We start from the raw sequence: 20,024 nt of genomic DNA, 5'->3' as shown, positions 1-20,024 counted from the left end.
ATGCAGATCTGTAACATGGAGCATATTGGAAATACTTATTACGACCTCCTTGATAAATCCCATGCGGCAACAACATATGCTATGCCAGTCATTAAAGCGTAAAATATTCTATTAGGCTTTAATCCATTCGAATCCACATTCATCACTGGATTATTATTCGTATACGTATAACCATTTTGCGATAACGGTTCATCCTCATCCCCTGGGTGTGGGTCTAGAGCTAGGAAGGCTCCGTTTGCTGGGTTATAGTAACGCGCTTGTAAATAGTAATTCTTCGTCTCATCATCATAGTAGTAACCTGCATAACGAATTGGATTCGCTTTTGCTAGATCCCCTTCGACCGTTAATACATTTCCGTAAGCATCATATGTGTATGCACCAACTTCTTGATCTTCACTATCACGGCCTCACAGGATGTGAGATCCATCGACGTTCGCACAGGACGTGCGGTACTTAGTCGATGTTCATCAATTAATACATCTCCACGATGGTTCGTAATGAATTGCTGCTTGCTGGACGCAAGTTGGGCGAGCCAACAACAGGACGTTGTGTACTGGCTCGCCTTCCTTTACAGTTTCAAATGTACCTGCATCATTTTTCGCTTTCACTATCATACCAAGCGGTGTGTAACCATCCCATTCATATGAACGGTACTCAGTAATAACATCCTTCACTTTCACAACTTCCATATCCAATACGTCATCGTTATAGAAGTATTCATGCGCTGTATCGCCAACTGTTTTCGTTAAACGTAAGCCGTTTTCATCATATGTGTACGATGCGATAGTTTGATCGTCTAATGTCGTTACTTTTGTTAAACGTTGTTGCTGCTGCTTGCTGGACGCAAGTTGGGTGAGCCTTGCAACAGGACGTTGCGATTTTGGCTCACCTTCCTTTTATAGTTCTCATCTTGCAATAAGTTACCATCTGCATCATACGTATAAGCCGTCTCATTTTTCGTCGCAATTTGATTGGCATCATTATACGTGAAAGTCACTTTCTCACCATTCACTTCAGATGCTGTACGATTCCCCACTTCGTCATATTTCATCTTCTTTAATAACAGGTATATTTTGATATGGGTGATTTGAAAAATTAGATATGAAGTCAAAACCTATACCATCATGACTTACCCACAAATGATATTTATAATTATCTTCAGTATAATCTAAAATAAATCTAGCTAAACCAATATCGCTATGAAAGTCCACTTCTAATGTTCGTTCATTAGAAAATAAGATACTTTCATTATTAAATGCATCTAAATAAGCCTCAGAAAAATGGGTCTTGAGGTCTTCTATATTATGAATATCTACCACATAATAATAATTTCCATTACTCAATTTCGTCATCTCTGCTTGATTAGATAGATTAATTTCATTTGAACCACTTATTCCGTGAATATAAAATGGGTATAAATTTAATTTCTCTAAAAATTTTTTTAAACATATACTATCAATATCATTTTTAATATCAATGTAATTATCAAGATCAATCGCACTCAGATTGTTTTCTTCGGGATCAACGTGACAATAGAAACTAGTTATGCCCTTTTTTTTAGATTTAAAAATATATGAAAAGTCTTCTCCAACTAAAAAATCATTTAATGTAATCTTCACTACCATACCACCTTATAAGTTGATGATGTTTTTATATACACATTTCTCGGTATGAATTCACCTATAATATAGTGCACCTTAGATTTATAATGATAATGCCAAATACCTTCTCCATATTGTTTGTTAGTTTTCTTCCCCCACTTTTTAAGATAGGCTACCTTCGGCAATGTATGGAAATCTATAGAAAAAACTCTTCCCTTTCCTTTTTCAATAACCTTAATTAATACGCCTCCATTAGATTCAATTTTATATTTGGAATTGAATTTTTTTAAATATTGAGAGGCTTTTTTAACCATATACTTTCTTGCTTTAGTTAAAGCAGGTCCTCCATATTTTTTTATTAATGGCTTTGCTAAGGCAAGTAAGGCTTGAGCAATAAATTTAGCAAACTCTCCATTTGGATCCACATTCATCACTGGATTACCATTCGCATAGCTATAACCATTTTGTGATAACGGTTCGTCATCATCACCCGGATGTGGGCCTCACACGATGTGAGTGTCATCGACGTTCGCACAGGACGTGCGGATCTTAGTCGATGTTCTGCTAGGAAAGCTCCGTTTGCTGGGTTATAGTAACGAGCTTGTAAATAGTAGTTCTTTGTTTCATCGTCATAATAATACCCTGCATAACGAATTGGGTTCGCTTTCGCTAGGTCCCCTTCGACCGTTAACACATTTCCATAGGCATCATATGTGTATGCACCGACTTCTTTGTCGTCTTTATCACGAATACTTAGTACGTCTCCACGATGATTCGTAATGAATTGCTGCTTGCTGGACGCAAGTTGGGCGAGCCAACAACAGGACGTTGTGTACTGGCTCGCCTTCCTTTACAGTTTCAAATGTACCGGATTCATTTTGCTTCTTGATAATCATACCAAGTGGTGTATAGCCACTCCATTCATATGAACGGTATTCCGTAACAACATCCTTTACTTTCACAACTTCCATATCCAATACTTCGTCGTTATAGAAGTATTCATGTGTTGTGTCGCCAACTGTTTTCGTTAGACGTAAGCCATTTTCATCGTATGTGTACGATGCGATAGTTTGATCGTCTAATGTCGTTACTTTTGTTAAACGTTGTTGCTGCTGATTGCTGGACGCAAGTTGGGTGAGCCTTGCAACAGGACGTTGGTCACTTGGCCATTTACATTGGCTTGTGCGATATTACCATTTTTCGTATAATCATATGCACTACTACAAATATTAATGCACTTCCCTTTATATTAGTTCAACAAAATCTTTAGTCCATAATTGTGCTCTATTACTTTGTATTATTACTGTGAAGATAATTTTCGGTTCTACAAGAAACTGATTTTCATCTCGATGTGTTCGCCATTCTTTTACTCCAGATAATAACAAATCAATAAATATTTCATAGCTTTTTTGATCAGTTATTAATAACTGATCAAAATTTTTAATAAATAGCGTGATCTTTTTTTTCGGACCTAACCATTCCAAATCATTAAAACATTCATCAAAAGAACTCCAATTATAAGAAAAATATGAGGGGAAATTAAATTCCTTAGAAAATTGTTTAAATAGTTCTCTTTTTTTTATGCATTTTTCGCCATCTATAAATTTAGTGAAGTTGCCTGCATCTTTACGTGATTCAATGCAATTCTCTCGAAAAACCTCATCGAATTTTTGATTATCCGTTATAATTTTAATATATTTTTCATCTATCATAATATCCTCCTTAATTCATTGTCCTAAAACTTTTATAATGATTATTCGTATAATAAGCTTTACCATTTGCTCCTATAACGATTCTCTCTTTTCCTCTGTTTTTACCTTTTACCTTTTTAAAAATATCATATTCTTTATAAGTGGTGTTTTTCGGTAATATTCCATCATCATTCTTGAATGTCTTACCACCTTTATATCCATTTTTGGTATGTCCATTTTTTTGAACATATCTTAATATTGATTTTGCTTCTTTGGGTACAACGAATGTAGTTTTAGTTTTCCTTAAAACTTTTGACCCTGTTCGCCAAACTTTTTTACCATTTTTCACTACCCATTTACCAGCAGTTGGAACCAGTCTTATTAAAAAAGCCCATTTTCCATCCGGATCGACATTCATCACGGGATTGCCATTCGCATAGCTATAACCATTCTGTGATAAAGGTTCGTCATCATCACCTGGATGTGGGTCTAATGCTAGGAAGGCTCCATTTGCTGGGTTATAGTAACGGGCTTGTAAATAATAGTTTTTCGTCTCTTCGTCATAATAATAACCTGCATAACGAATTGGATTCGCTTCCGCTAAGTCGCCTGTTGCAGTTAACACATTTCCATATGCATCATATGTGTATGCACCGACTTCTTGATCTTCACTATCACGAATACTTAATACGTCACCACGGTGGTTCGTAATGAATTGATACGCATTTGTTTCAAATGTACCGGATTCATTTTGCTTCTTGATAATCATACCAAGCGGTGTATAGCCATTCCATTCATATGAACGATATTCTGTTACAGTATCCTTTACTTTTACGACTTCCATATCTAATACTTCGTCGTTATAGAAGTATTCATGTGTTGTGTCGCCAACTGTTTTCGTTAGACGTAAGCCATTTTCATCGTATGTGTACGATGCGATGATTTGGTCGTCTAGCGTCGTTACCTTTGTTAAACGTTGTTGCTGATTGTACGTGTACTTATAGTGTTCATCTTGCAATAAGTTACCATCTGCATCGTACGTATAAGCCGTTTCATTTTTCGTCGCAATTTGATTGGCATCATTATACGTGAAAGCAGCTTTCTCACCATTCACTTCGGATGCTGTACGATTCCCTACTGCGTCATAATCATATGTGTTGACCGTACCATCTGGTAAAGTTTCTTTTGTTAATTGATCATTGGCATCGTATACAAAGCTGCTCACTTGACCATTGACATCAGTTTGTGCGATATTACCCGCCCTCGTAAATTCATAGCCAAATTTAAATAGTTGTTGCGCTTTTGTTGTGTACGTTAATGAACCAAGTAAATTCGCATCGTTCCTTTGCGTCACTTGTTTCCATAAATCATTGTTCAATGTAATCGTTGTTTTATTGTTTGGTACATCGATATCACTTTGGTAATCATGTGAAACTTGATCTGCACTGATTTGAATATGGTCCACATCATCGCTATTTTCTTTATATGTTGTCGCTTCTTTTACTTTAAAATCTTCTCCATACGCAGTTGTCACTGCGTTGTTGCGTTCTTTCTCATCGTAACCATAATCTTGCTTGAATAAGCCCAGTGTATAGTTCGCAAGTAAATTAGTTTCAGCTGTATAACCATACGTTTTGAGTGTTTTCGTATCACGTAAAATAGACGTTGTATTGCCATTTTCATCATACGTATAATCAATCGCTTCATCGCCATTCTGTACCTGTGCTAATTGGCCATCACTATTATATGTGTACGTTGTTTTAACACCTGAAGGTAATTCAGACTGACTCATTTCACCATTTTCATCATACTCGTACGAGAACTTCATATTTGGCATGGTGACGGTCGTTACTTGATCATTATCGTTATACGTGTACGTTTTTTGACGGTTTAATGCATCCGTTAACGTCGTTAAATTATTGTTATTATCATATTGATACGCTGTTTTATGCCCATTTCCATCTGTTACAGAAAGGATTGTTGAAGGATACATCGGATCATACGTATACGATTTCGTGTGCCCATCTGCATCTGTTTCTTTCACCTTTTGTCCATAAATAGAATATACTACAGAAGTCGTATTCCCTTTTTTATCTGTCGAAGTTACTTGACGTTGCTCATCATCATAATCGACTTGTTCAAATGTCCCATTGGCATACGTTGTTTTTGTGACACGCCCATAGGTATCATAAACATACGTTGTTTCTTCGTCTTTTACTTTTGAACGAATAAGTGAAGGTCCATCATATGTGTAAGTCGTTTCTTCACCATTCACATCTTTTGTCGATATTAATTGATTTCGATTATTATACGTATTGGTTACAGTTCCTTCTTTTGTGGTTGATGTCAAAAGATTTCCTTGCGGATCATACGTATTTTTTTCTGTTGAAGCATCTGGGTTGATGGTTGTTAACAAGTTGTACTGTTCATCATACGTGTAGAATGACGTTGTTTTTTGTTCATCATCTCCAGGCGCATTTTCTTCCACAACTGCATACGTATTGTTCTTTTCATCACGTTTATAAACAGTTTCATTATCACTAGAATCAATAGATTTATACTCATTGTTTTTTGCATCAAATTGATACGTATTCGTCACAGATAATTCTGCATCTCTAGCTTGTTTATCAAAAATAATTAATTCATTTGTATTATATTTAAACGTTGTTTCATTTTTTTGACCATCTACATACTTCGTTAGCTGTCCATTGGCATCATACATAAAGTTTTCAACTATTGTGCGTGTTGACTTATCACTACCGATGATTGTTTGTATCAATTGATCATTTGTATAACTATATTTTGTCCAATGATCGCCATACTGAACTTGACTAATATGATCATCTACATATGAAATTTTGATATTCTCTTGATTACTTGTTCCTTTTGTTTCCGCTACTTCCGTGACTTGCCCTTTTTCATTTCTTTTAAAGCTAATTTCATTGCCATATTCGTCTGTATAAGAAGCAATTGCATACGTACCTGTTTTCGAACTTTCTTGGTAGGTTTGAACAAAACCATTTTTATCTGTCATGGTATATGTTGAATCGCTTTTTTCTAATTTTTCATATAAACCTTTTGGTGAAGTGAACGTATCTCCTGATTTCTCAAATAGGTGGGCCGTTCCATCTTCATCTGTATAATAAACATTCTTTTCACCAGCTTCTGTCAAGGTTTCATTCCCTACGAATGTCCATCCTTTTCCTAAAACAGAAGATGTAGTTGAGCGAGAATTATACGTACGAGTAAAGGCATATCCTAAATCACTTCGAGTATAAAGTGACTCATCTGTAAATTGTAAAACCATATTTCCAGCTGTTACGTTTACTGCTGCTGTTGCATTACCAAATGTACTTTCATCATATGTGAAATAATCCTCTAAACCGAGTAAATCCTCATATAGTGCAGGTTTTACTACTGCGCTATTCGATGCTTCACTTAATCCACGTTGACCTGTCAGTTTATCTTCCTCTGTTTCAGGTGCAGTCGCATCATCTTCAAAAAATGCTTTTACGGTTACTGTATATTTTTTAGTGAGTTCATATACAGGCTTCGAAGTAAATGTAGTAACATTTTTTACTTTTATTTTTTCCGCTGTTTTACCATCGTCCAATTGAATTTCATAGTATCTTGCACCTTTTGAAGCTGTCCAATCAACGGTTAAACTTGTTTTATTTTTCACAAGATTATTATTATTTGCTTTTACTTTTACATCTGTTGGTGCATATAGTTTCATATACGCGTAACTTACATCCGAAGAAGGTGAATCCCCTGCAGCCGACATCGCAATAATACGAACACTATATCTAGTTGAACTACTACCATATGTGTTACTAGGATCTATCGGTAACTCTGCACCTTTACCAATACTAGACTTATTATCTAATATATGTCTTGTAAATCCGTCTTACCCGCTTGTATTTGTGCATCTGTTGGCCATATTTTCTTACCTTTTGTACTAATAGAAAGAGTGTCTTTTCCTACTGTATAATTTTTATAAGTTGTTCCATTCCAAATGCGTACTTTATACCCTGTTGCATTAGCCACTTTCTTCCATTTAATATCTAACCAACCGCGTCCACTATTGGTTGTATCAGTTTCTGGATAAGTTCCTATTGAAATGGTAGGTGCATCTGGCTCACCTGCTGGTAACGATAGTGCTTTATAAATAATTTCTGAACTCGGACCGTCTCCCGTTGGATAGACAGGGACTACTCTGAATTTGTAATTTTTAGTTGTTGTTGTACTTCCCAAGTTAGCCGAGTAAAATTCAGATGGATCTACAAGTAATTCAGTTCCTTTACCATCTAAACTATAACGAGATGCTGATGTATAAGGCTTTTTAGGGAACATTTTTTTCCCTTTTGATGTCCACGTTAAATTATTTCCTGTATAAACTGTTTCATAACGATAACCATCAAACATCTGCAATTTATAACTTGATGCTCCGTAGACAGATTTCCATTTCACATTAATAAAACCTGTTTTAGCCACAATATCATCTACAGTTGTTGTCATTGTAGGTGTAGGCATTTTCTCGTAGTGATAATTTACAACAATCTTTGCTTTTTTTGTACTTTCAGCAGCAGTGATTTTTTTCCAATATGTTTTCCCGTTACCATTTGTGTGGAACTTAAAACCATAATTTGGTCGTTCTCCTGAAACCCATGCTTGAACCGTATTTGTAACATTCAAATGTGCCCACTCGTCACGCCCAACAGATGTTGAACCGATTTTTGTAGAAGATGGTTTATTGTTCCATGTTAGGTCATTTGCTCCCCATGAATCTTTTACTTCGTCTACCCATAATCCATTCTTAGTCCCCGCATAATAAGCGTGTGTCACATAAGCTTGTAAATCGGCACTATCAATTGTAGCACCTTTTAAATCACCTACTACACTAAACTTAATAAAAGGATAGTTAGTTCCAGATGTACTGTCATAATAACCAGTTTGTAAAATATATTCTCCTTGTACAGGATCCCATTGTTTATTAAAATTAGCTGTTGGATATTTACTAGATACATATGTATCACCAAGTGCCTCTATTGTTGTAACAGACGGATCAATATAAATCGGATATACACGCTTTTCTGATTTTAGCCATTCTTCATCTACATCTAAAGTCAAACTATAGCTATTTTTTTCATTTTTCTTTAAAATATAATGCGCTTGATCTGAATAAACCCCTTCTCCTTTCGCTTCATTGATGTTTGAATCCATCATCATCGGCTTTGGTAATGTAAATACTGGTTTCGATTTCTCTTCGTCAGTTAGAAACTGAATCGATCCATCTTTTTGTAAAGTTGGTATTAAATCCGTCTTTAAATTATAGTTAAATTGATGAACCCCTGTATATTTCTTTACAATCCAATCCTCTTTAACTTCCTGATTGAATGTAATATGTCGCAAGTCAATATGAGGATAAATTTCGTTGTATTGTACTTTATTTTCCTCGAAAGTTGTCTTACTTAAAAGGTTTGGTTTGATATTTTCCCCATTTTGAATAGCATTTGTTAATTCGAATACTACTTCATGATTATCTTTTTTATAAGTAATATTTTGATCATTTTTGATTTTCTCAGGAAAATCTACTTGTAAATCCGTATTTTCTGTTGAAAATGTGGATTCAGCATCTAACGATAATGTATCGTCGATTTCTTCATATGTCTTTCCTTGTTTAGAATGGACCGGCTCTGCATAAATTTCTTTGTAATAATCACCCTCCGTTCCTTTAAATGTTTTTGTGTACTTTGTTCGCTTACTTTTTATCTCTTCTAAGTTCTCTGTTGATACATTAGAAGAATCTTCTGTTTGTTTTACAAGAGACTCTTTTTTCTGTTCTGAATATGCAAGTGCCACATACTCAGGAATAGAGCTAATAATTAAGATAATTACTAAAAAAAGACTCAAATACTTACGGAAATACATTGCTACTCCTCTTTCTATTATAAAGTATGTAACATTTTTAATAAAAATGAAGTTTTTTTGTTAAAAATGTTACATAAATTAAGATACCATATTATTTAATTGCTTTAAATAAATTTTTTATTTACAAAAAAAACAAAATTATATTAAAAATTATAAATCCCATGAATTTCACGACTATACTATTCAGTGTTTATTCATTGACAAAACAGCCATCAACACGTACTATTACACGTATAAAAAATTAATAAGGGAGTGTATATGTAAACTGGCACCTATGTCAAGGACACAATAAAAAAAGAGATTAAGCAACTTGAAGGTGATTCCTATATTGAATAGGAGTCATCTTTTTTAAGTTCCACTGATAACGATAGTTGTTGTAATAAACCATGTAATGATTTATTTTTGTCTTTAATTCTTGTAATGTTTTACTCGATTGATAATCTACTTCGTCCTTTAAATGTCCAAAGAACGATTCTTGAGGCGCATTATCCCAACAGTTACCTCTTCTAGACATCGATTGACCTAAACCATATTGCTTTAATAACTTTTGATATCGAGGACTTGTATAATGGCTTCCTTGATCTGAGTGGATGAAGGCATCTTTATGGAGAGTGACTTTCTTGTTGTTGACTAACTTATGGATGGTTTGCGTTGCGATGTCTAAAGTGATTCGATCTGAAACATGATAGGCTAGAATTTCATTGGTAGAGGCATCTTTTACGGTCGACAAATACGCCATACAATTACCGTTATATGGCAAGTAAGTAATGTCGGTTAATAATACTTTTCCCGGAACACCTTGCTTAAATTTTCGGTTTAATTGGTTTGAAACCACTTGATGTTCCTTTGTAGCTTTCGCCATTTTTTTATAAGGATTCGGCTTTCGATGAGGGCAAATGATGCCGTATTTCTTCATAATTCTTTGGATTTTTTTACGACTAAAGATAAGATGAAAGTCATTCTCCAGAATCATTTTAATGGAACGAGACCCTTTCTTATAACCACGTCGCTCAAAGGCTTTTAATATGATTTCTTTCGCTTCTACGTCGCGTTGCTCTCTGGCTTGACGGCTAGAACGGGCTTTTAGGTAACTGTAATATCCAGAGCGTGAGACGTCTAAAAGGGCACAGAAATAAGCCGTCATTCGCTTCAATTGATTCTGTTCCACCGTTTCATAAATCAATAGATAGATACTACTTGGATTTAGGCTTTCTCTGGCGTTTAGCAGCCTCCTTTCGGTCACTTCGAGCTTTTTTAATAACGCTACTTGACCTTCTAATAGTTTAATTCGAGCCTCTTGTCTTTCAATGATTTCAGTTGATGTCAGTTCACGGATTAAAGGTCGACCCGAATTACTTTTCCTTGAATCTGTAAGTCCGATTGACCCATCCTTTTCATAAGCTTTCTTCCATCTATAAGCAGATTGTTCAATACGCTTCATTCCGATTACATCTACATCGAAGCCGTTTTCTTCAAAGATATGACGTGGCAGTTTCCACGCTAAATAAGCATCTAAAAATTTATGTTTAAAAGCATCTGTATAAGTGATAGAGCGCTCGCTAACACGTGCTACATTCGTATTATTTTGAAGTGTTTCGATCTCTTGCTTTGTAAATATGATTTTACTCATGACGTCGCCTTCTTCCTATAGCTTGAATGTAAAGTATATAAAAAAATACCTGTGATTAAAACACTCTTTTTATCGAGTGTCCTAACTACAGGTACCATACTAATTTCACCCCTCCTTTTCTATTAGACTGTTCACGTTCGTATTTCGTTCAACTTTTTTTCCTTTTATTAAAAGGGACTATTCAGGGTATAGGTAATTAGATATTACTACGATTGAATTTTCAGATAATAAAAATAATCTTGATGATGACAATATTCCTTCTATGTTTAAACAAGTTGGTGTAAGTAAAAAGCGTACCATTTCTGATTAACATAAAAAATCCGTAACGCCCATCATGCGCTACGGATTTTTTATTATTTTGATACTGTATTTTTCTCTGCGGCTTCAACCATTGCTTCTTTCATATACTTTAGCCCGAATAGTGCGCCTAAAAATAATACGACACTTGCATAGAACGTCCACGGACCAAATGTATGCGTATAAAATGAAATTAAAATGACAATCCCGATTAAATAACTGAAAATGGGTGTAATCATTGACTTTAATCCACTTAACCCCTTTTGTTTACGCTTCGCAATTAATGCCAGTAAAGATAATACCAATACCACAATCATCACTAAATACATGGAATCATTACTCATATAGAAAACCCCTTTTCCACATCCCTCTTGGAAAAGTATAACATATGAAAACGTATTTTTACATAAAATACATTATTTTTTCTCTATATCACTTCTTTTTTCTCTTTCAAACCTTTTTTTAATAAGGTTTTTGCATCGCTAATGTCTTGATAGCATGTAAGAAAGATACATTGTGATAACTGATTCGCTCGATTTCTCTCGCATCAAATGTCGATAATAATTGTCGACTCAATTGTTGCACTTCCATACTGTAGTCTGCTGTTCCTAACATTAAAAAAGGAATGGTCCAATCATATAGTGCATCCATTTTTTGTAACTGTCTTAGCGCATCAATTCGCACTTTCCATTGAAAATGACGACTAAACAGACAATAGTATTGCTGCTTTTCAATATGCCCACACATCTCAATATACTTTTGTGGTAATCGTTCATTATAAATGATTTCTGGTACATGAATCGTTGCATAACCAAGCGATACTTCATGCCAAATCGCAGCTTCAACCGATGCATTCATTTTCAATAAGAGTTGTTCTGCTTGGCGTTGAACAACGGGTGGGAAAAATGTGATGTGATCTAATGTAATGGATTGTAGATTATTCACACGAGTAGCCTCCTTCTTTTCTAAACTAAGTATAGAAAAGAAGCTTTAAGCTACTATGAATACTTTGTAAATTTTTACATGCGAATAATGGTGCGTCCAAGATGTCGTCCTTCTTGCAGTGCTTGTAAAGTTTCCTTTGCTTCATGTAGCGTAATTTCTTCTACATGCGCTTGTGACATAATTGACCATTCATTTGAAAAGCGATGCCAAATCGGTAAACGCGCATCATGTGGCATTTGTACAGAATCAATGCCGAGTAAACGAACACCGCGTAAGATGAATGGTAGAACCGTTGTTGTCAGTCCGATACCGCCCGCATTGCCACACATTGTCATACTGCCACCATAGCAGAGTTTTGCGATACACTGTGCGGCAATTTCGCCACCTACTGTATCAATCACATAATCATACGTCTCTTTTTCGAGAACTTTTCCCTTTGTTGCTTCGAATTCTTCTAGTGTCACAACATGATCTGCACCAAGTGCTGTCACAACATCACGTTGGTAGTCTTTGCGAATAAGTGCAGAGACATTGTCATAGCCTGTTGCTTTTAATAATTGAATGGCAATACTTCCTACACCACCTGAAGCACCTGTTACGAGAATGGAGGGTTGATGTTCTGCTTTCATGCCATCTTTTTCAAGTGCATCTACTGATAGTCCAGCTGTGAAACCTGCTGTACCAATCACCATGGCATCACGTAAAGATACGTTTTGTGGGAGTGGTACAATCCATTCAGCTGGCACTTGCGCATATTCTGCAAAGCCACCTGTATGCGACATACCCATTGTGTAACCTGTTACGAGCACTTCTTGTCCTACTTGAAGATGTGGTGCAGTTGTTTCGACAATCACACCACTCAAATCAATCCCAGGAATCATCGGGTAATTTCGAATGACCCCACCTCTTGTTTTTACAGCCAAACTATCTTTATAATTAATAGATGAGTACGCAACTTGAATTAGTACTTCACCGTCTGATAACATATCGTTTGTAACGTGTTCAATTTCATAGTTCACTTCTCCATCGACTTCACGTACAACCATCGCTTGAAATTGTTCCATCTTCACACACACCTTCCTATTTTCAAATAGTTCTATTATAGAAGTATTCTATAACAGAAAAGTAACATATTTTAGTTATCTATTCAATAATTTCGAATACATAGAAGAAATGAGGTTTTCCAATTGGAATTACATCAATGTTTAAATTTTTTATTAAGTGTCTCACAACATCAAGTCCATCAACATTTAGCAGACGAATTAACACCTTATGAATTAACACCGACACAGTATGGTATTTTAAATACGTTATGGACACATGGTGAGCTAACACCAAAAGAAATTGGAAGTTTTCTTCATTTAAAAGCTTCCTCTATCTCAACAGTTTTAGATAAAATGCAAAAGCAACAGTTAATTGAAAGACAAGTTGACCCTAGTAACCGTCGAACGATTTTAGTGACAGCTACAGAGAAAGCAAAAGCATTACAATCGGATGTAGAACAAGTTATTCAGAAGATGAATCACCACTTCCTTAATAAATTAGAAGCAGATGAAGCAGAAAAGCTGATTGCGACATTACAAAAATTGATTCAATAAATAGAAATAGAAACCACGTTGCTGTGTGGTTTCTATTTTTTATGGCCAATTAGACTTCTAACTGTAGCCAGCCTTCTGGTTGTTCGATTCTCTCCCAGTCACTTATCATTTCGTCTTCAGTTAATAAGCATGTATCCAGCGCTTGTATAATCTCCTCTTTTTCTAATTGGATACCGATGAGTACGAGTTGTGTTTGGCGATCTCCATATTGGTCATCCCATTCATCACGCAGCTCAGGTTCTTCTTGTAAATAAGCTTCTTGTTCTTCCTTAGATAAAGAACCAATCCAATAACTAAGTGGCGATAGTTGAACAGATGCACCTGCTTGTGAAAATAGTAAGGCGATATGGTTCGGTTTAGCACACCATACAAAACCTTTGGCACGTACAATAGATAACGGCATATCTTTTACAAATTGCTGGAAACGAACAGGGTGAAACGGTCTTTTACGTCGATAGACGAAGGAGCCTATACCGTATTCCTCCGTTTCAGGTGTATGATGTGGCGTATTCAACTCCTGTAGCCAACCTGCCGAAGCCGCTGCTTTTTCAAAGTCAAATCGTTCTGTATGCAAAATATCAGCTGGTGCAACGCGCCCATATGAACTATGAATGATTTTAGCTTCGGGTTGAATGACACGTAATACACGCTCTAGTTGTTCTAATTGCTCAGCTGTAATTAAGTCCGTTTTGTTTAAAATGAGCACATCACAAAACTCAACTTGATCAATCAGTAAGTCAGCTACATCGCGGTCGTCTTGCTCATCATTTCCTTCATGACGTTCACGTAATGTTTCACCTGATTGAAAATCGGTCCAAAAGCGATAGACATCGACAACAGTCACCATCGTATCTAATGTACAATATTTGGCTAAATCAATCCCCAATTCCTCATCAATATATGTAAAAGTTTGTGCTACAGGTATAGGCTCACTAATTCCTGTTGATTCAATCAATATATAATCAATATTGCCTTTTTGAACAAGTCGTTCTACCTCAATTAACAAGTCCTCTCTTAATGTGCAGCAAATACAACCATTCGATAACTCAACAAACTTTTCATCTGTTCGAGATAGACCACTCTCATGTGATACAAGTGAAGCATCAATATTAATTTCACTCATATCGTTCACGATGACTGCAATACGCATACCTTGTTCATTTTGTAATACATGATTTAATAGTGTTGTTTTGCCAGCACCTAAATAGCCACTTAATACTGTAACGGGAATCTTTTTCATCTTAATCGCTCCTTTTCTTAAAACGTAATGATTACGATTTATAAAACCGTAAAATTTTTTCATCACAAATAGTAATGATTACGATTTAAAATATTACACTGCTTCTTTTTACATGTCAAACCATTTTTAAGTACCTCTATAAAAAAAGAGGAATCTCATCGTAATGAAATACCTCTTTTTCTCTATTTCGGACGTTGTTCAAGCGCATGCACAAATTGTTGTAAGATTGTATGAAGTGATTGAGCCTGTGTCACGTCCATACCAGAAGCAGCAAATACATCTTCAGATACGCATTGTAGTTGCTCTCTCAATTGAAGTCCTGCAGCAGTAAGTGTCACGCATAGTACACGCTCGTCTTCTTGTGAGCGCTCACGATTTACATAGCCTTGTGTTTCAATTTTTTTCGTGAGTGGCGTTAATGTACCTGAATCTAAAAATAACTTTTTTCCTAAATCTTTGATTGAGATGGACTCATCTAAGGGTATAGCAAGTAATGTGATGTAACCTGTATAGGTTAGGTCGTATGCTTTTAATCGTGATGTATATTCTTTAATGACTTCTTTTGAAGAAACATAGAGTAGAAAACACAATTGATCATCTAATGTTGTCATGGTCAATCCTCCGTTCATATCTTCTCTATTTTAAAAAGAATCATTATACTTGTCAAACGCAATTTAATTGTGTACAATTAAATTGTTCAAAACTTAATTGAAAGGTGTGTTTTATAATGAAAGAAATTTATACAACAAAAATGGTGAATACAGGCGGACGTAATGGAGAATCTGTAGCAGATGACCGTTCATTCCAAGTGAAAATCGCGCCTCCAGGTTCAAATGTAGCAGACGCAACAAATCCAGAGCAGTTATTTGCGGCAGGTTATAGCGCTTGCTTCAATAGCGCACTTGACTTAGTGAAGCGTCAAAAAGGCATTAAAGGTAAATCAACGATTAGCGTAACGGTTCGTCTATTTGAAAAAGCAGCTGCTGATTTTATTTTAGCAGTGGAAATTGTTGGTCATATTGATGACGTATCACGTGAGGAAGCACTTGAACTACTGCATATAACACATCAAGTATGCCCTTACTCAAAAGCAACAGCTGGCAATATTGATGTTGAAATTAAAGCAGTATAAAAATACTAAACAAAAGGCTTCGACATCATTTATCATGTCGAAGCCTTTTGGCTGTTTAACTTACTTTTCGTAATGGTTCTACGCTAGGTTTTCCAAATAGGTAGCCTTGAAACAATTCATAACCACATGCTTTTAACCATTCAAAATCTGCTTCACTCTCTATTCCTTCAGCAAGTGGGGTAGCACCAATCTCAATAGCTTTTTCTAAAAAGGCGCGCGCGATTTGTTGTTTCTCTTCATTTTAACGCCTTGTACATATTTAATGTCTAGTTTCATATAATGTGGTTGAATTTGATCAAGCATCTCCATCGTACTAAAACCTTCCCCTACATCATCTAGTGCGTATTTAAAACCACGCTCATTATAATAAGTTAAAATATTCTTCAAATGTTTCGTCCACTTGTTCTGTTTCAACTACTTCAAAAACGAATTGACTTGGATTAATATTTAGTTGATTTGCTCGATGAATCGTTGATTTTAAACAAAATTCAGGTGAATAAATAGATGTTGGAATAAAGTTGATAAACGTTTTCTTTTGAAGAATTGCTGAATAACTAACTGCTGTCATACGACATAGACGATCTAATGCATAAAGACGACCTCGTGCACGTGCAGCTGAAAAGATTTCATTCGGATAAATCATCGAGCCATCTTCACGTGTAAAACGTGATAACACCTCATATGCATAAATTTCTTTATCGCGCGTAACAATCGGTTGGGAATAACTGATTATACGTTTTTCACGAATGACCTCATCTAACCATTTTGTTTCTAAAATACTTTCTAACTCCATCATCGGTTTCCAATCTTGATTTTCTACTCGGAATTGCATCTCTGCTAAATCCATATGTCCTGTACTGAAGTCTAAAAACTCTTTTGCTCCTTGCTCATTTATATAGAGACTATTTTTTCTACTGTTAGTTCTAATTGACGACGTTTAAAAAACTATTGAATGGATGGTATGACTGTTTGGTTTTCTTTACTCATCAATTGAATTTCAAATTCTAACTCTAAAACTAAACAACTTCTGCAAGGCATATCATATTCCCCTTTTTCCTTTTATTTTACGAATAACTTCTTGTTTGATTACGACCGTCTTCCTTTGCTTTATATAACGCACGATCCGCTCGTTCAAGTAATGCCCCAATCGTTAGTTGTTGCTCGTGTTGCATGAGTGTATAAATACCTAAACTAACTGTGATATAGGGTGATACTTGTGATAAGGTATGTGGAATATTTAGACTTTCAACTGTTTGGCGAATGCGATTAGCAATCACTGCTGCTTCTTGCTCCGTTGTATTTGGTAGTAACACACAAAATTCCTCACCACCAACTCGAAAAATAAAATCTTGATGACCTAAATCATTTTTGATACTCATTGCTACACGTCTTAAACAGCGATCACCTGCAATATGCCCATATGTATCATTAAACTGTTTAAAATAGTCGATATCTAGCATAAGAAGTGAAAATGGTTGGTGATGTAAATGACATTCTTGTATATGTTTTTCAACAATTAAATTAAGTAAGCGACGATTATAGACACCTGTTAATTCATCCGTATATATCTTTTGTTTAAGTGCTTTTGTTTCAGCTTGGAGTTCCAACATCTTATTTTTTTGTTCTGTAATATCACGTGAAATAAAGATAAATTCATCTCGTTGATATTCTGTTGTGAATAGACACTTTAACTTTGTTTCAAACCAAACATATGAACCATCCTTACGATAAATACGGTATGTGATTGTTTGGATTTCAGTTTGAAACTGTGCTACTTTTAAAAAGCCTTGTAATTTTGCTTGGTCTTCTGGATGCAAAAAAATATAAATTGAATGATCTAGTAGTTCTTCTACTTCATACCCCAATATATTCTTACAGATTGGTGATGCAAATGTAAAACGCCCATCACGTGTATGTAGCGAAATAAAATCAGTTGAATGTTCTGTTATGAGTCGATAATGTTCTTCTTTACGTGTAAGTGATAATTCCGCTAATTTACGATCCGTTATATTAATGTGCGAGATTACCGCACCACATAATTCTTCCCCCTCTACTACTAGTGGTGTTACTCTTAATAAAAACCATCTCAAATGTTTCTGACTATGACATGGATACTCAAACGTATAAATAGAACATTTACCTTCGAGTACGCTCACAATACCTGCTTTTACGTTCTCTTGACACACGTGTAAATAATTCAGTCCTATATAATTACTGCATACATCTTGAAAGTTCTCATCTGAAAAACGAATCCATGCTTTATTCACAAAAAGTATAGTTCCTTTATGATCAATAAGTGCTACTTGATCCGTTAGTGAATCTAAAATAGCTTGACTCATATCTACCATGATATACTTCCTTCCGATTGAATTCTAAGCCTCTCTAATTATCTAGTAGAAAAACAATACAATGAAAATCTTTTTTGTATTTCTTTCTTCATTTTACAATTTTTTCAATAAAAATGAAAAGTAGAACGATTCGACTACATTCGGAATATTCTTATTGTACTGAAAGTCACAAGAAATAAATTAAAAACAATTTTTACTATAGAATTCGTTGTAGTTGCATTACATAATTTGAGAAAAAGAAAAAAATCGCGCAATTGCACGATTTTTTCTTTGAAGTTAAGAACCTTTATGGAACATCCCCACAACTTCTGTTGTTTCTGTAATATTTACAAATGCATGTTGATCCGTTTGTTGGATTAAATCTTTTAACTCGGCTAATTGATATTTTGTAATAACCGTCATTAAAACTTTACGGTGTTCTCCAGAATATGCCCCTACACCATCTGAAATAGTTACGCCGCGATATAAGTTTTGAAGCAACATTTGCTTCATCTCTTCGCCTTTTGCTGTAATAATCGTTAATGTTAATTTCACATGGTTTGTATGAATTGTGTCGATGACTTTACCTGTTGCATAAATCGTTACTAATGTCATTAGTGCTGCGTCCCATCCAAAAATAAAGCCTGAAGCAATAACAATCACAGCGTTCATAGCCGATAGTAAAGCGCCGATTGGAAAATCCGTCTTTTTCGCAAGCAACATCGCTAAAATATCGAAACCACCAGATGAACCTGATGCGCGGAACACAATGCCGATTCCGACACCCGTTATAATCCCGCCGAATAAAGCAGCGAGTAATGGTTCATGTGTTAATTCCATTTGTGGAATAATATATAGACTAGCGGATACAACGACCACCGAAAGAATCGTATAACCAATAAATCGTTTACCTAATTTCCATACACCAAGTACGAGTAATGGTAAATTTAAAATTAAGTTCAATACCCCTGTATCAATTGGATATAATAATCCAAGCATAATGGCGATACCACTTAGACCACTACTTAAAATATGATGTGGAATAAGTAGCCAGTTGTACGCAAAACCGACAAGTGATGAACCAATGATAATCATACATATGTTTTTCATATTTTTCATGTTTCTTTTCCCCTTACATCCCTTTATGTTGATTCCCTTTCCATCTATTATAAACAACAAAACTCGTTTTATTATTTAATAGTTTTTTCTGAAAATCACATAAATTAAGTCTTGGTAAGGGTCTAAATTAATCCATGTATTTATAAGATTGCTTAAATTCTAATGTATAGTGGCCATTCGCTGCTTGATTCAATTGTTTTGTCAATTCTTGTCCTCTCTGATGATACTGTTTTTCGAGATGTTCTCCTCCATGTATCATGGTTCCTGTCTTAGAATCAAGCCAATTTTCATGATCTCTTTTCCAAAAGAGCCATTCTTGTTGTAATTCAGGTGTAAGTTGCAATGTTTCAATTGGCATACTCTCATTACACTTTGCGCAGAGTAAAAATGCTGGTTTTCCATTTGGCTGTATATAAAATGATGTCGTATTGTGACACATAAAACATCCATCCTTTCCTTTTTTGTACTCGTTTTTTTATTCTCTTTTTATAAAAAAAGCACGAACCTTTAAAA

23 protein-coding genes and 1 pseudogene are annotated in these 20,024 nt (G+C 35.2%); 2 read left to right on the top strand and 22 right to left on the bottom strand.

All coding sequences use genetic code 11. From position 1 onward, the window contains the following. Nucleotides 1-122: 122 nt before the first annotated feature. From MHB75_RS05120 to MHB75_RS05055, 14 genes and pseudogenes are all read right to left on the bottom strand, one after another. A pseudogene (locus MHB75_RS05120) lies at nucleotides 123-377 on the bottom strand (RHS repeat-associated core domain-containing protein); the annotation flags it as partial. 90 nt (nucleotides 378-467) lie between these two features. Next, complete coding sequence (locus MHB75_RS05115; RefSeq protein WP_340996251.1) at nucleotides 468-689, bottom strand: hypothetical protein; 222 nt, start codon at nucleotides 687-689, stop codon at nucleotides 468-470. 125 nt (nucleotides 690-814) lie between these two features. Continuing rightward, nucleotides 815-1,051, bottom strand: coding sequence for a hypothetical protein (locus MHB75_RS05110; protein WP_340996249.1), 237 nt, complete (start codon nucleotides 1,049-1,051; stop codon nucleotides 815-817). After that, nucleotides 1,041-1,619, bottom strand: a complete 579-nt coding sequence (locus MHB75_RS05105) for a hypothetical protein (protein ID WP_340996246.1) — start codon at nucleotides 1,617-1,619, stop codon at nucleotides 1,041-1,043. The genes MHB75_RS05110 and MHB75_RS05105 overlap by 11 nt, the downstream gene beginning before the upstream one ends. Further along, nucleotides 1,619-2,035 carry a hypothetical protein gene (locus MHB75_RS05100; protein WP_340996244.1) on the bottom strand — a complete coding sequence of 139 codons (417 nt, stop codon included), beginning with the start codon at nucleotides 2,033-2,035 and terminating at the stop codon, nucleotides 1,619-1,621. Before MHB75_RS05100 ends, MHB75_RS05105 begins: the two co-directional genes overlap by 1 nt. Then, the gene (locus MHB75_RS05095) at nucleotides 2,032-2,295 is read right to left on the bottom strand and encodes an RHS repeat-associated core domain-containing protein (RefSeq protein ID WP_445666995.1); all 264 of its coding nucleotides are present in this window, start codon (nucleotides 2,293-2,295) and stop codon (nucleotides 2,032-2,034) included. Before MHB75_RS05095 ends, MHB75_RS05100 begins: the two co-directional genes overlap by 4 nt. A 49-nt stretch (nucleotides 2,296-2,344) precedes the next feature. Continuing rightward, nucleotides 2,345-2,572, bottom strand: a complete 228-nt coding sequence (locus MHB75_RS05090; RefSeq protein ID WP_340996243.1) for a hypothetical protein — start codon at nucleotides 2,570-2,572, stop codon at nucleotides 2,345-2,347. A gap of 273 nt (nucleotides 2,573-2,845) precedes the next feature. Further along, on the bottom strand, nucleotides 2,846-3,313 hold the full coding sequence (locus tag MHB75_RS05085) for a barstar family protein (RefSeq protein ID WP_141275139.1): 468 nt from the start codon (nucleotides 3,311-3,313) through the stop codon (nucleotides 2,846-2,848). Nucleotides 3,314-3,323: 10 nt separating this feature from the next. Continuing rightward, nucleotides 3,324-7,076: an RHS repeat-associated core domain-containing protein gene (locus MHB75_RS05080; protein ID WP_340996240.1), complete on the bottom strand. Its 3,753-nt coding sequence runs from the start codon at nucleotides 7,074-7,076 to the stop codon at nucleotides 3,324-3,326. A 98-nt stretch (nucleotides 7,077-7,174) separates the two neighbouring features. Beyond that, complete coding sequence (locus MHB75_RS05075; RefSeq protein ID WP_340996238.1) at nucleotides 7,175-9,223, bottom strand: DNRLRE domain-containing protein; 2,049 nt, start codon at nucleotides 9,221-9,223, stop codon at nucleotides 7,175-7,177. Between the two features lie 301 nt (nucleotides 9,224-9,524). After that, on the bottom strand, nucleotides 9,525-10,853 hold the full coding sequence (locus MHB75_RS05070) for an IS3 family transposase (RefSeq protein WP_340996237.1): 1,329 nt from the start codon (nucleotides 10,851-10,853) through the stop codon (nucleotides 9,525-9,527). Nucleotides 10,854-11,206: 353 nt separating this feature from the next. After that, nucleotides 11,207-11,494, bottom strand: coding sequence for a hypothetical protein (locus MHB75_RS05065; protein WP_087680717.1), 288 nt, complete (start codon nucleotides 11,492-11,494; stop codon nucleotides 11,207-11,209). A gap of 118 nt (nucleotides 11,495-11,612) precedes the next feature. After that, nucleotides 11,613-12,095 carry a hypothetical protein gene (locus MHB75_RS05060; protein WP_087680716.1) on the bottom strand — a complete coding sequence of 161 codons (483 nt, stop codon included), beginning with the start codon at nucleotides 12,093-12,095 and terminating at the stop codon, nucleotides 11,613-11,615. Nucleotides 12,096-12,169: 74 nt separating this feature from the next. Then, a complete protein-coding gene (locus MHB75_RS05055; protein WP_141273458.1) occupies nucleotides 12,170-13,159 on the bottom strand; it encodes a YhdH/YhfP family quinone oxidoreductase in 990 nt (329 codons plus the stop codon). A 123-nt stretch (nucleotides 13,160-13,282) separates the two neighbouring features. On the opposite strand from MHB75_RS05055, the gene MHB75_RS05050 reads away from it, so the two are divergent. Further along, nucleotides 13,283-13,693, top strand: a complete 411-nt coding sequence (locus tag MHB75_RS05050; RefSeq protein WP_141273460.1) for a MarR family winged helix-turn-helix transcriptional regulator — start codon at nucleotides 13,283-13,285, stop codon at nucleotides 13,691-13,693. A 49-nt stretch (nucleotides 13,694-13,742) separates the two neighbouring features. Here MHB75_RS05050 and MHB75_RS05045 read toward each other — a convergent pair whose 3' ends face one another. Continuing rightward, nucleotides 13,743-14,933 (bottom strand): GTP-binding protein, encoded by a 1,191-nt coding sequence (locus MHB75_RS05045; RefSeq protein ID WP_340996233.1) that lies wholly within the window; start codon nucleotides 14,931-14,933, stop codon nucleotides 13,743-13,745. Nucleotides 14,934-15,115: 182 nt separating this feature from the next. Next, nucleotides 15,116-15,544, bottom strand: coding sequence for a MarR family winged helix-turn-helix transcriptional regulator (locus tag MHB75_RS05040; RefSeq protein ID WP_340996231.1), 429 nt, complete (start codon nucleotides 15,542-15,544; stop codon nucleotides 15,116-15,118). A gap of 116 nt (nucleotides 15,545-15,660) precedes the next feature. Here MHB75_RS05040 and MHB75_RS05035 point away from each other — a divergent pair, with 116 nt between their 5' ends. After that, complete coding sequence (locus MHB75_RS05035; RefSeq protein ID WP_141273466.1) at nucleotides 15,661-16,065, top strand: organic hydroperoxide resistance protein; 405 nt, start codon at nucleotides 15,661-15,663, stop codon at nucleotides 16,063-16,065. 55 nt (nucleotides 16,066-16,120) lie between these two features. On the opposite strand, the gene MHB75_RS05030 is transcribed toward MHB75_RS05035, so the two are convergent. From MHB75_RS05030 to MHB75_RS05005, 6 genes are all read right to left on the bottom strand, one after another. Next, nucleotides 16,121-16,255, bottom strand: coding sequence for an EAL domain-containing protein (locus MHB75_RS05030; protein WP_340998568.1), 135 nt, complete (start codon nucleotides 16,253-16,255; stop codon nucleotides 16,121-16,123). 14 nt (nucleotides 16,256-16,269) lie between these two features. Then, nucleotides 16,270-16,452, bottom strand: a complete 183-nt coding sequence (locus MHB75_RS05025; RefSeq protein WP_340996228.1) for a hypothetical protein — start codon at nucleotides 16,450-16,452, stop codon at nucleotides 16,270-16,272. Next, entirely contained in the window at nucleotides 16,427-16,912 is a 486-nt protein-coding gene (locus tag MHB75_RS05020; protein ID WP_340996225.1) for an EAL domain-containing protein, read from the bottom strand. Before MHB75_RS05020 ends, MHB75_RS05025 begins: the two co-directional genes overlap by 26 nt. A gap of 217 nt (nucleotides 16,913-17,129) precedes the next feature. Next, a complete protein-coding gene (locus MHB75_RS05015) occupies nucleotides 17,130-18,413 on the bottom strand; it encodes a sensor domain-containing diguanylate cyclase (protein WP_340996224.1) in 1,284 nt (427 codons plus the stop codon). A 276-nt stretch (nucleotides 18,414-18,689) separates the two neighbouring features. Then, nucleotides 18,690-19,502 (bottom strand): YitT family protein, encoded by an 813-nt coding sequence (locus MHB75_RS05010; protein WP_068457380.1) that lies wholly within the window; start codon nucleotides 19,500-19,502, stop codon nucleotides 18,690-18,692. 136 nt (nucleotides 19,503-19,638) lie between these two features. Then, nucleotides 19,639-19,950: a hypothetical protein gene (locus MHB75_RS05005; protein ID WP_340996222.1), complete on the bottom strand. Its 312-nt coding sequence runs from the start codon at nucleotides 19,948-19,950 to the stop codon at nucleotides 19,639-19,641. Between the last annotated feature and the right edge of the window lie 74 nt (nucleotides 19,951-20,024).

Origin of the sequence: Kurthia sp. FSL E2-0154 (assembly GCF_038003625.1) — a bacterium.
GTDB classification, from domain to species: Bacteria; Bacillota; Bacilli; order Bacillales_A; family Planococcaceae; genus Kurthia; species Kurthia gibsonii.
Note: the sequence above shows the minus strand (reverse complement) of the source record. Positions and strands in the feature narration are given on the sequence as shown.